Source organism: Frankia sp. CpI1-P, assembly GCF_001421075.1.
GTDB lineage: Bacteria > Actinomycetota > Actinomycetes > Frankiales > Frankiaceae > Frankia > Frankia torreyi.
In genome coordinates this window covers 1-11,530 of the sequence record NZ_LJJX01000098.1, presented here as the reverse complement: position 1 = coordinate 11,530, position 11,530 = coordinate 1, and the positions used below count along the sequence as shown (strand labels likewise).

The window sequence follows — 11,530 nt, the reverse complement described above, 5'->3', positions numbered from 1 at the left end:
ACGTCGAGCCCCACGGTCCCATCGAGACCGAAGNCGCTCGACGCCTCACCGAAGACCTCACCAACGAGTAGCCACTCGGATACCCAACACTCTCTTACGCCAGGGCGCGCCGAATGCCGTCCACGGCGGCCGCGTACCCCGCCCGAAACGCCTCCCGCTCGCCCGCCGTCATCCAACGCGCCGCCACCAGTCCCGCCGGCTCGGCGCCGAGCGCGGTCTCCAGAACCGTAGGCGCCCGGGCCGGCGGCGCATCGCCGCCGGCCCCCGGGCCGTACACCAGCACCACGTCGACGTCGCCGTAGGCAGCGGTGAAGACCAGACCGGCCGGCAGCCGGCCGACGGCACGGAACGCCTCCACCGGATCGGAACCCACGCGCAGCGCGACCGCCCAACGGTCCAGCCCCCAGGACGTGACGGAGACCCGGCGGGCCTCCTGTCGGTCCGCGGCCGGCTGGGCAGCGCTCGACTCCTGGGCTCCGGCCACCGCCGTCTCCGCCTGGCCGGCGGGGGATGGCGCCGCCGATCCGGGGGGTCCGGCCGGATCGGCGGCGGATCGGTGACCCTGCTTGGGCAGGGCAGAGTCACCTGTCCACCGGGTCGGCGGGGGCACCTCGGCGACGGCGGACTGCCGCTCGTGAACGAAGAAGCGCACCGGCGCCACCTCGTACTCCGGCCAGCCCTGCTCAGCCGCGAAGTCGTCCGCCGCCGACGCGGAGACGAAGGTGATCACCACATCGGTGACCTGCCGGTTGCCGCCGGGCGCGAACCGGACGACGCCGTAGACGACCGCAGGTCGATCATGATCTCTCCTCGGCTCCGTCACGATCGGCACCGCCCTTCCGGACCCGCACCCCCTGCGCCCACACTCCCTGCGCCGACACTCCCTGCGCCGACGCCCGATCGGCCGGGCCGGTGGCCGCCACCGACGCTGGTGGCGGCCACCAGGGTCGGTGGCCGTCGGTCCGCCCCTCCCATCCGGGCCGGCGGTGACCAACCGGCCCGCCGGGTGCGCCGGCCCCGCCCGGCGGAGGTCGCGGCTCGACGCGGGGCGGGGCCGGCCTGCGTCCAGGGTGGCCCGAGCCGGCGTGGCCGGGAAACGTCAGTCAGGCATGCTCTTCTCGTATGGGCCCGGCTGGACCGGACCACAGCCGGATCCGCGCCGCTGCGCGCCCCCGCACCGGCGGTGCGGAGACAACCTCGCCTCCAGCTCCAGCCGGGGCGGGAGCGGATGATCCGGCCGGGCGGGAGCGGGAGCTGCCGGCCGGTCGATTACCAGATCTGCCTCGGTGCCGCCTGCCCATCCGACCCGGCCGGATGTCGGATCCGCGACAACCTCGCGGTCGCGACAAGCGCCGGCAAACTATGCCGGTTTGGCATAGCGTCGTCATCCTGACGTCTTAGCCGCAGCCTGACGCAGCGGACTTTCCGCCGTCCCGGCAGGGCGATCGACGCAGGTCGGAGCCCGACGGAAGGCCGGTCGATGTCCTACGAATCCGGTCCCTACCGGGTCTCCCGCATCCTGCTCGCCCGGTCCGACTTCCGGACCGCGTGCGAGACCCGGGACTTCCGGACGGCCTTCCGGCTGATGAAGAAGTATGACGGCGCGAGNCAGAACCGCATCGCGTCCCCGGTCGAGGGCCTCAGCCAGAGCCGAGTCAGCCGGATCATGCAGGGTGAGGATCATATCGCCCGGCTCTCCCTGATCGAGCGCATCGCCGACGCGCTGCGCATCCCGGGCGCCTATTTCCAGCTCGCCGCGCGCCCATGGGAAGCGACGGACGAGGCGGGTGACGCGCCCCGTTCGCCGGGCGCCCGGGCGACGGAGCCCGGTGGTCGCATGGCCCCGCCGCCACCGGGCTCGTCGGCGGCGATCACGGCGGCCGAGCCGGTCGGGGCCGCCCGGGCCACCCGGGCCGGCCCCGACCCGGGTGGGCTTGTCGTCGAGGAGGATCGCGCCGAGCTGCGCTACGAGGACGGCATGTACGTCGCCCATCAGCGCCGGCTCGTGCTCAACACCGGCGTCGAACCGGTGACCCGCTACCTGATGCGGATCTCCGTCGACCGATTTCCCGGGGACCAGGAACGCGCCGCCCGGCTCTACCGCAGCAATCCGCTGCGCTGGGAGGAACTGCAGCTCAGCGCGCACTGCGGCGACGAGCAGATGTCCTGGCAGGTCAAGACCGACTGGGATGCGCTGAAGGAGGTCTGGCTGCTGTTCGAGAACAATCGCGGCCGATTCCCCCTCTACCCGGGCGAATCAGCATGGATCGAGTACAGCTACCNGGTCGGCGAGGAGAAGTGGGGCCCGTGGTTCCAGCGGGCCGTCCGGGTACCGACCAGCTTCCTGTCGGTCGTGCTGGACTTCCCCGCCGAGGTCGATCCCGTGGTCTGGGGCATGGAGACGTCGATGACCGCGGACGCCTTCCCGTTCCGCACGGCGATTGCCCGCTCGGATGATGCCAAAAGGCGTGTTTTCACCTGGTCCACCAATAATCCCCCACTGCACGCCCGATATCGTCTGGAATGGAACTTTCGGGCGGGGGCGCCGAACCGGGATCCCGCCGACCGAGCCGTTGCCCGGCCCAGCGCGCAGATGGCCGCGGCGGGCATCGTCCAGGTAGGCGATCCCGCACTCCACCAGCCAGCCCGGTCGTTCGAGCTGCCCGTCGAGGCCGAGGACGCCCGCCGCGTCGTCGCCGAGCTGTCCTCGGCCATGGAGCGAGTGTCCGCGCTGCACACGTTCGGGAAGGGGATGGGCATCGCCGCGCCCCAGATNGGGATCAACCGGGCGGCGGCCATCGTGCGGTCCGCGGACGGCGACATCCTCACCCTGCTCAACCCACGCGTCATCGAGTCCGTCCCCGAGAGCGACGAGCAGTACGAGGGGTGCCTGAGCTTCTTCGACATCCGCGGNATCGTCCCGCGGTCCCTGGAGCTGCACGTGGAGCACACCGACATCTCGGGCCGCCGGCACATCACGGTGTACCGGCAGGGCCTGGCCCGCCTGGTCGCCCACGAGATCGACCACCTGCACGGGCACCTCTACACCGACCGGATGCGCCCCGGGGTCACGCCCATCCCCGTCGAGCAGTACCGCGGCACCGGTTCGGCCTGGACCTACACCCCCTGAGCCCCACAGCAACCCCCGGAGCCCCGCAGCAACCCCCGGAGCCCCGCAGCAACCCCCGGAGCCCCGCAGCAACCCCGGAGCCCCGCAGCAACCCTCCGAGAGCCGGTCACCGACACCGCCCGGTCGCCCTGCCGGACACATCCCCTTTATGTGGGACGACTCGTGGAGTGCCGTATAGTTCGGAAAAGCGCGGAAGAGCCGTTGTTCGCGGCGCAGCGGCGAAATTTTTTCTCGACTCCGTTAGCGGCACCGTCGACGCGGGTAGAAAGCGCCCCCCGCCACGCCCGGGAGAGAACCGGCCACGGACCGCGAAGGGCTTATGGTCAGCGTGGCCGACCAACCGCAAAACAGGCGTTCCCTGGAGCTCCGAAGGCCGTTAGAATCGGGCGCGCACGCGGGCGCGAAACCGCAAAAAAAAGATCAATTAAAGACGTTAGAACGTACTGTGCCCATCCTCACGTACCCTTGATTTCCCGGGGTCACGCTCAGCTATGTTCGTCGCCATGCCGTCAACTGATGGCAGACGTCGGGTGGCACGCCGAACCCTGCCCCCACCCGATGAGAATCAAACCTGCGGCAGGGACGGGGGAACCAATTCCGGGCGCCGAGGTCAGGCGTCCTAGGGGTGAAGCCGCGAACCACGGCCGGGCATTCCCAGCCCGAACCCGACAGCTCACCTCGCAGGCGTGGGGAAGGGCAACTTAATGTCCAACGCTCGTTCGCTCGGTCGGGGCCTCAACCGGATCAAGCTCGGCACCCGGGCCGCAGTCATCGCCACCACTCTCGCCGCCTCCGTCGGCGGCGGTCTCGCGCTGTCCCAGCCGGCCAGCGCGGGGACCAACGCCGACCACTTCCTGAGCGCCGTGATTCCCTGCGAATCCGGCGGGAACCCGCACGCGGTCAACTCCATCGGAGCCGGCGGCCTGTTCCAGTTCCTGCCCAGCACCTGGCATGGTCTGGGCGGCAGGGGTCTGCCGCAGCACGCCAGCGTCGCGGAGCAGTGGCAGCGCGCGCGGCAGCTCTACGCGCAGGCCGGCACCAGCCCCTGGTACGCGTCGAAGCCCTGCTGGGGTCACCGGATCTGAGGCCCCGATACACCGCGCCGACATCCGCACTCGGCCGACTCTGATCCGCACATGATCGATCGGATCGTGCTCGACAGATCGTGAGCCGTAGCCGGCGCGAGGCGACGCGACCCAGCGCGGGTCAGGAGCCCCGTCCCCCGTGCGGGGGGCGGGGCTCCGTCACGTCCCCGGACCGGCCGCCGGTCAGCATCCCCGCCTGCGGTCGCGGCCCGGGCCGCACCCCCGCGGGTGGCCAGCGCAGCTCCACGCAGAGCTGCCCGTCGTCGACGTCGACGATCATGTCGATGGCCCGACCCGACGGTGCCNGCGGCAACTGGCCCGCCGGCCAGGAACACGACAGGAACAGGCTGGCCGTACGCGCCTGCGCGGTGACGGTGAGCAGGACCCGGCGGCTCGGCATCACCCGCAGCGCGTGGTGCAACTGCTCGACGAACTCGCCGCGCACCGAGGCGGGCAACTGGTCGAGGCCACCGGAGATCTGGCTGGACACGACCGTGCCATGCCGTTCGGCGGCGTCGATGGCCTCCCCGATCGCGCTGTGCACGGCGTCGTCGTCGAACAGCAGCCGCCGCACGGCGACCGCGCGCCGGGCACATTCCGAGCGCACGACGTCGGCCTGCGGGTCGAGCCGGCCCGCGGCGACGCCGGCCAGCAGCGGCGCCACGTCCCGTTCGACGGCCCGCAGCAGCACTCTGCGACGCTCGCGCGCCCGGTCCCGCTTCTCGGCTCGCCGACCCAGCTCCCGCTCGCAGTGACTGGCCCAGGCCCGGACATCTGCCGTGCTCCACAGCAACGGACCGATCATGACCAGGCAGATCTGCATGATCCACAAGTAGTAGAGCAACAGGAGAAGGTGGGACAGCGCGAACGGGTCCCGCGGGTTGGTCAGTAGGCTCACCGCGATCACGGCGGCGCCGACGGTGACCGACGCGAGCACCCATCGCCACACCGGGCGGGACACCGTCACCAGCATCAACAACGGCGGCAGGCTGACCATCGGCCACGCCATCATCCGCACCTCGCCGACGTCGCCGGCGTTCCACCCGCCCCCCACCGCGATCCCCAGGCAGAGCAGCACCACGGCGGCCGCCTCCACCTGCGTCAACGGCCCGGACCGGAAGCGTCGCCGGGCCACGGCGAGCGCGGCGAGTGGGGCGAACAGCAACGCGAGCGCCAGCGGGACCGAACGGACATGGGGCAGGGCGCGGCCGGCGGGCAGAACCAGCAGGATCAGCCAGACTGCGGCGAATCGACTGGTCAGGTGGCGTAGCTGCGCGGTGTAGAGGGCGCGCAGCGAGCCGGCCGCGGGCGCCACCGTCACCCAGGGGTCCGGACGGCCGGCCGCGCCGGGCGCCGCGCCGGCCGGCCCGGACCCGATCAGCACGTTGCCAGGCGGCTCGGATCCGACCAGCAGGTCGCCGGCCGGCCCGGATCCGACCAACAGGTCGCCGGCCGCGCCCTCGTCGAGCGTCGGTCCGCGCTCCACCGCCGGGATCTCGCTGGCCGCCGGCCACCGCCCCGGGCCGGCCCGGGGCGGTGGCTCGCGCCCACCGATCAGCTCGTCCAGGGCCGTCGCGCCGTCGGCGCAGCGGCGGCGGGTGAGCTGTCCGTCGCCGCCGCCGCCCCAGGCGATGCCGGTGAGGGTGTTGAGCACCGCGTTGTGGATCGTCAGCTCATGTTCCCGCTGCTCGCGCAGCAGGGTGAGCACGTCGTCCTCGCCTGCGCGCCGCTCGGCCACCTCGGCCAGCCGCGCCTGCGCCCCGCCCGCGAGCGCGTGTACCTGCGGCCGGACGTACCGGACGAGCAGGGCCGTGCAGATGATCGCGGCCAGCGGCATCGGAGCCGGCGGCCCGGCGCCGGACGCCCCGGCCACGAAGGCGCCGACCGTCAGCGCCGTCACGGCCAGGAAGGGGCCGGCGGGGAAGGCCCAGGCGGCCACCGCCGTCGCGTGCGTCGCCGCGAGCAGCACGAACGAGGCAGAGTCTCCGACCGATTCCGGCGGCAGCCACAGGCGCGCCCCCGAGGCCAGGACGAGCGCGACGACCACATTGCCGGCCGNCAGCACCCACCCGATGCCGCGATGCAGCGCGATCAGGGCGAACGTCAGCGACCAGGCGGCGGCCAGCGCCGCGACCACCAGGCCGAGCGGATGGCTCACGTACCAGTCGTGCCACAGCAGCACGAACCCCACGCCGAAGAGCGCCGCGTACAGCCGCAACGCCGCGAAGACCGCCGCCAGCACCAGCCGCAGCGCGACGGTGGGCAGCAGGGTCAGCCGCGGCTGCGGTTCGGGCAGGAGGAAACGCGGCAGCGCGAACAGCCGCGCCGACGATTCCCGCCTGCCCCGCACCGTCGTCCGTTCCCCCGAGATGGCCCGACGCCCAAGTAGGGCATGAGGCTACAAGGGCGCCGCGACGGGCTCAGCGTTCCGCCGCGCAGGACTCGGTTGCGTCACCTTTCGGCCGCCACCGGCCGGGGAGCACCCGAGTACTCAGGCGCCGCGGCGGCGGCGGGCGATCTCGGCCAGCGCGATGCCGGCGGCGACCCCGGCGTTGAGGGACTCGACCGCCCCGGCCATCGGGATGCGGATCGTCACGTCGCAGCGCTGCTCGACCAGCCGGGACAGCCCGCGCCCCTCGGACCCGATGACCAGGACGATCGGATCGGTGGCCATCTCGAGCTCGTCGATCGTCGTGTCGGCGTCCGCGGCGAGCCCGACGACGAACAGGCCGGCCTCGGCGTAGGACACGAGGGTCCTGGCGAGGTTGGTGGCCCGGGCGACCGGCAGCCGGGCGGCGGCACCCGCCGACGTCTTCCAGGCGGCGGCGGTCATCCCGGCGGCGCGGCGCTCGGGTACCAGGACGCCGTGGGCGCCGAAGGCCGCCGCGGAGCGCACCACGGCACCGAGATTGCGGGGATCGGTGACGCCGTCGAGCGCGACCACCAGACCGGGAGCCGCGGCGCGCGCCCGGGCCAGCAGGTCGTCGGGATGGGTGTAGCGGAACGGCGGGACCGCCAGGGCGAGCCCCTGATGCGGCGCCGTGCCGCACATGCGGTCGAGGTCCGGGCGGGCGACGTCGACCACCGCGATCCCCGCCCGAGCGGCAAGGCGGCGGGCGTCGGCGAGCCGCTCGTCGAAGTCGAGCCCGCCGGCGACGTAGAGGCTCGACGCCGGCACCCCGGCCCGCAGCGCCTCGACCACCGCGTTGCGGCCGACGACCAGCTCGTCGGCTTCGGCACGCCGCGCGCGCGGACCCCCCTGCCCGGCCTGACCCGTCTGGGCGGCGTCGGCGGCGCCGGGGCGGCCAGCGGTGGCCCGCCCCCGCTCCCCGCCCTGCGCGGCCCTGGTCGCGGCGGCCGCGCGGCGCTGAGCGGGATGGCCGGGACGCAGATGGGCGGGCGGGGTCGCGCCCCGGCCCTCCAGGGCCTTGCGGCCCTGGCCGCCGCTGCCGGCACCGGCTCCCTTGCGATGCGAACCCGCCTTGCCGGCCCGGCCGCCCTGCCCGCCCCGGGCGATCCCGCCGCCGCCCCGGCGCGCGGCGCCGGCCATCAGTGCCACCGACCGGCGTGCGCCGCGGAAATGACCATGTGACCACGGTATACGGCCGGCGCCGGGGACGCGGCCGGCCTCGACCCCGGCCGGGACCGGCCGGTTTCGGCCCGCCCGCCGACCAGGCANGGGCCCCCGGTCGGGGGTCCGGCGGGCCCGAACCCGGCCACCTGCCGCGACATGGTCGTTCGGGACTGTCCGGCGCCCTATCCTGAGGCGGCAGTCCCACGCCGGTGACCTGGGTGGTCCCGGCCGCCCTCGGCCAGGTCAGGAGGGTTCGGTGTGCGTCGCTCGCCACGCGTCATCACGCGGTCGCGGACCGCGGCTCGGGCGCGTGCCGTGCTGAGCTCCGGCGAGGTGCGGGCCGAGGACGGGCCGGGACCGGCCGGCCATGCCGATGCCCCGGCACCGGCATGGCCGCCACCATCGTCGGCCCTCGCCCCTTACGCTCTCTTAAGGTTGCGCGCCGACGGAGGGGGATGCACCGGGACCTGGCCCGCCCACGGCGATCTACGTCATCGACGGGCCCCGGGGGAACCTGGGAGAATACGTCCCCATGGCTCCACAATGACCAGCTCGACGCGTGTGACCAGTTCGTCCTGTCGCCGGCCGTGCGCCTCCGGCGTCGCGGAGCGACGGCGACGAGCTCCGATGACCGGACCAGCAGGGGCAGGAGGCACCCAGCACATGGCTCTGCGCACACCGCCCGCACGCGAACGTTCCCTTCCGGTGGCATGACGGTGGACCTCAACCCGCACGACGACGCCCCCACGGTGGCTTACCAGCTCACCGGCAGCGGGGCCTTCGACCCCGACGACGACCTGGGCCGCTGCCCCGTGTGCGCGGCGCCGGTGTACTCGGACGACCACTACTGCGAGGTCTGCGGGCATCCGCTGGAAGGCCCGGACCCGGCGCACGGTGACGCCGACCACAGCGAGGTCGACCTCGGCGAGCTGGCCGGGGTGTGCGACCGGGGCGTGCGCCACACGACCAACGAGGACGCGATGGGGCTCGCCGTCGTCTACGGCACGCTCATCGCGGTGGTGTGCGACGGGGTCTCGACCACGCCCGGTTCCGGTCAGGCCTCGGCCGCCGCCGCGGCCACCGCGATGGCGGTGCTCGCGGACGCGGTGCGGGCCCACGGGCCCGGTCATCCGGTCCACCACGACACCCGCCCGCCCCGCGGCGGCAGCGCGGCCGACGCCATGCTGGACATCCTGGAGCCGGCGTACCCGGAGTACGACGAGCCGCGCACCGCGCCGCGGGCGATCGTCGGGGGCTTCTCCCCGGAGGACGCCGAGGCCGCGCTGCACGCCGCCGTCGACGCCGCACAGGCCACGATCGCCCAGCTCAGCGCGGCCGAGGGGCGGATGGCCCCGTCGTGCACCTTCGCCGCCGCCATCGTCACCCCGCCGACCCCCGACGGTCCCGGCATGGTCACCGTCGGCTGGGTCGGCGACAGCCGCGTCTACCTGCTCGGACCGCGCTGGTGCGAGCGGCTGACCTCGGACGACACCTGGGCCGCCGAGGCCGCCCGGGCGGGTCTCATCCCCGCCAACGAGGCCGAGACGCATCGGCGCGCGCACACGCTGACCCGCTGGCTCGGTGGCGACGTCGAGGACGTGGNCCCGCACACGGAGATCTTCCCGATCGAGGCGCCGGCCACGGTGCTCGTGTGCTCCGACGGGCTGTGGAACTACGCCTCCCGGCCGGATGTCATGGCCTCGCTGGTCAACCAGCTCCCGCCGCGCTGCACGGCGATCGACGTCNCCCGCCACCTCGTCGACTTCGCCATCGACGCCGGTGGCCACGACAACATCACCGTGGTCGCCGCCCGGGTGGATCACTGATGGGCGCGTTCACCGCGGAGGTCTACCAGAACGAGTACCTTCCGGCCGGCGGGACGGACGTGCACGCCGTCGTCACCGTGACGTCGACCGGCCGGCCCGACGGCCCGGACGGCCTCGCCGGCGAGGTCTCCCCGCACGGCTCCCGCCCGCCCGACTCCCCGCCGACCCACGACTCCCCGCCGACCCACGACTCCCCGCCGGCCCCTGGGTCCCCGTCAGCCCACGGGTCCCCGCCGCCGGCCGGATCGCGGCGCCCGGAACTCGCCGAGGTCCTCCTGCTCGACTGCTCGGGCTCGATGGCGAACCCGCCGGAGAAGATCGCCCAGGCGCGCCACGCGGCGTGCGCTGCCGTCGACTGTCTGCCCGACGGCGTGTGGTTCGCGATCGTCCGCGGCACCGGCGCCGCCGGCATGATCTACCCGGACAGCCCGCACCTGGTGGCCGCCTCGGCCGTCACCCGCGAGCAGGCCCGCCTCGCGGTGAGCCGGATGGAGCCGCACGGCGGCACCGCCATCGGCCGCTGGCTGGACCTGGCGCGGGCGCTGACGGGAACCCGGCCGCAGGCCATCGCGCACGCGCTGCTGCTCACCGACGGCCAGAACGGCGAGCTGGCGACGGACCTGGCAGCGGCCGTCGCCGCGGCCCGTGGGCGGTTCCAGTGCGACTGCCGGGGCATCGGCACCGACTGGCGCGTCGCCGAGCTGCGACTGATCGCGACGAACCTGCTGGGCACCGTCGACGCGATCGGCAGCCCGAACGAGCTCGTCGCGGACTTCACCAGCGTGGTCGCGACCGCCACCAGCCGAGCCACCGACCGGGTGGCGCTGCGGGTGTGGACCCCGCGCGGCGCCGAGGTGGGGTTTCTGCGGGAGGTCTCCCCCATGCTGCGCGATCTGCGGGCCGAGGCGACCACATCCGACGATCACAGCGTCGACTACCCTACCGGCGCGTGGGGAACGGAGTCGCGCGACTACCACCTGAACATCCGGGTGCCGGCCCGGCCGGTCGGAACCGAGGCGCTGGCCGCGCGGGTCAGCCTCGTCATCGACGGCCGGGAGACGTCGCAGGCGCTGGTGAGAGCGATATGGACGGACGACGAGACGCGCTCCACCCGGGTCAGCGCGGCCGTCGCCCACTACACCGGGCAGGCCGAGCTGACGGCCTCGGTGGTGCGTGGCCTGGAGGCGCGTCAGTCCGGCGACGAGGCCACTGCAACACTGTTGCTCGGACGCGGGGCCCAGTTGGCGCTCGCCTCCGGCAACGAAGACACCTACCGCCTCCTACAGAAGGTGGTTCACATCGACAATGCCACAACAGGTACGGTTCGGTTGAAGAAGAACGTCAAGAAGATCGATGAGATGGTCCTTGACACACGGTCGACGAGGACCCTCCNGGTGAACCGGTGATCAGGTGAGGGCACGTTGCCCTGCGGGGCACCTGTCTCACGACCCGACTACTGCGATCGGTGCGGAATTGGGATCATGAGTGGTCAGGAGAGGTACGAATACCGTCCGGACGACGGCGGTCGGTCTCCCTATGGGACGGACGAGCCCGGCGGCCAGCGTCGGCGTGGCCCGTCACAGGCGGACGGCCCGGACGCGGCGGGGGGTTACGACCCGCTGGGCATCCGGCGCTCGCCGGCCGACCAGTCCAGCGTGGCGGATCCGCCGCGCGGCGGCGACCCGTACGGCGGGTACGGCCGCGACGGCTACGCCGACCAGCCACGCGGCGGTCGCGGCTACCAGGCGGACCCGTACGACGAGCCGGGCGGGTACGACCGTGATCCCTACGCCCGACGGCGCGACGACCGGCCGGGTGCCGACGACCGGGCCGACCGCGGACGCGACCCCTACGGACGCGACGACCGCGCCCCCGCCGGCTACCCCGACGCCGACCGCGACCCCTACGGCCGCGC

The 11,530-nt window shown here is 73.6% G+C and carries 4 protein-coding genes, 8 pseudogenes and 1 riboswitch; of the genes and pseudogenes, 9 read left to right on the top strand and 3 right to left on the bottom strand.

Annotation, left to right across the window (positions count from 1 at the left end; all coding sequences use genetic code 11):
- Nucleotides 1–94: 94 nt before the first annotated feature.
- Nucleotides 95–823, bottom strand: a complete 729-nt coding sequence (locus tag FF86_RS30210; RefSeq protein WP_044883998.1) for a hypothetical protein — start codon at nucleotides 821–823, stop codon at nucleotides 95–97.
- 786 nt (nucleotides 824–1,609) lie between these two features.
- Between FF86_RS30210 and FF86_RS69390 the strand changes: the two are divergent.
- The 5 genes and pseudogenes from FF86_RS69390 to FF86_RS30200 all read left to right on the top strand — a co-directional run.
- Nucleotides 1,610–2,282 (top strand): annotated as a pseudogene (locus tag FF86_RS69390) (formylmethionine deformylase); the annotation flags it as partial.
- A 113-nt stretch (nucleotides 2,283–2,395) separates the two neighbouring features.
- A pseudogene (locus tag FF86_RS64505) lies at nucleotides 2,396–2,775 on the top strand (formylmethionine deformylase); the annotation flags it as partial.
- Nucleotide 2,776: 1 nt separating this feature from the next.
- Nucleotides 2,777–2,913, top strand: a pseudogene (locus FF86_RS61195) (peptide deformylase); the annotation flags it as partial.
- Between the two features lies 1 nt (nucleotide 2,914).
- Nucleotides 2,915–3,130: peptide deformylase (locus FF86_RS61190; RefSeq protein WP_242419905.1), on the top strand; the 216-nt coding region annotated here is incomplete at its 5' end.
- 526 nt (nucleotides 3,131–3,656) lie between these two features.
- A riboswitch (cyclic di-AMP (ydaO/yuaA leader) is annotated at nucleotides 3,657–3,832 on the top strand.
- Between the two features lie 2 nt (nucleotides 3,833–3,834).
- On the top strand, nucleotides 3,835–4,215 hold the full coding sequence (locus FF86_RS30200) for a transglycosylase family protein (RefSeq protein WP_044883875.1): 381 nt from the start codon (nucleotides 3,835–3,837) through the stop codon (nucleotides 4,213–4,215).
- Nucleotides 4,216–6,274: 2,059 nt separating this feature from the next.
- Here the strand turns inward: FF86_RS30200 and FF86_RS61185 are convergent.
- Nucleotides 6,275–6,565: pseudogene (locus FF86_RS61185) on the bottom strand (hypothetical protein); the annotation flags it as partial.
- A gap of 141 nt (nucleotides 6,566–6,706) precedes the next feature.
- Nucleotides 6,707–7,765, bottom strand: coding sequence for a 23S rRNA (guanosine(2251)-2'-O)-methyltransferase RlmB (rlmB, locus tag FF86_RS30190; protein ID WP_044883877.1), 1,059 nt, complete (start codon nucleotides 7,763–7,765; stop codon nucleotides 6,707–6,709).
- A 734-nt stretch (nucleotides 7,766–8,499) separates the two neighbouring features.
- On the opposite strand from rlmB, the pseudogene FF86_RS30185 reads away from it, so the two are divergent.
- The 4 pseudogenes from FF86_RS30185 to FF86_RS30175 all read left to right on the top strand — a co-directional run.
- Nucleotides 8,500–9,391: pseudogene (locus FF86_RS30185) on the top strand (PP2C family protein-serine/threonine phosphatase); the annotation flags it as partial.
- A 1-nt stretch (nucleotide 9,392) separates the two neighbouring features.
- Nucleotides 9,393–9,534: pseudogene (locus FF86_RS61180) on the top strand (serine/threonine protein phosphatase); the annotation flags it as partial.
- An 80-nt stretch (nucleotides 9,535–9,614) separates the two neighbouring features.
- Nucleotides 9,615–11,007 (top strand): annotated as a pseudogene (locus FF86_RS30180) (hypothetical protein); the annotation flags it as partial.
- 89 nt (nucleotides 11,008–11,096) lie between these two features.
- Nucleotides 11,097–11,530 (top strand): annotated as a pseudogene (locus FF86_RS30175) (hypothetical protein); the annotation flags it as partial.

Coding starts and splice junctions, on each gene's coding strand:
- FF86_RS30200 (WP_044883875.1), top strand. CDS start 3,835: ATGTCCAACGCTCGTTCGCTCGGTCGGGGCCTCAACCGGATCAAGCTC.
- rlmB (WP_044883877.1), bottom strand. CDS start 7,765: ATGGCCGGCGCCGCGCGCCGGGGCGGCGGCGGGATCGCCCGGGGCGGG.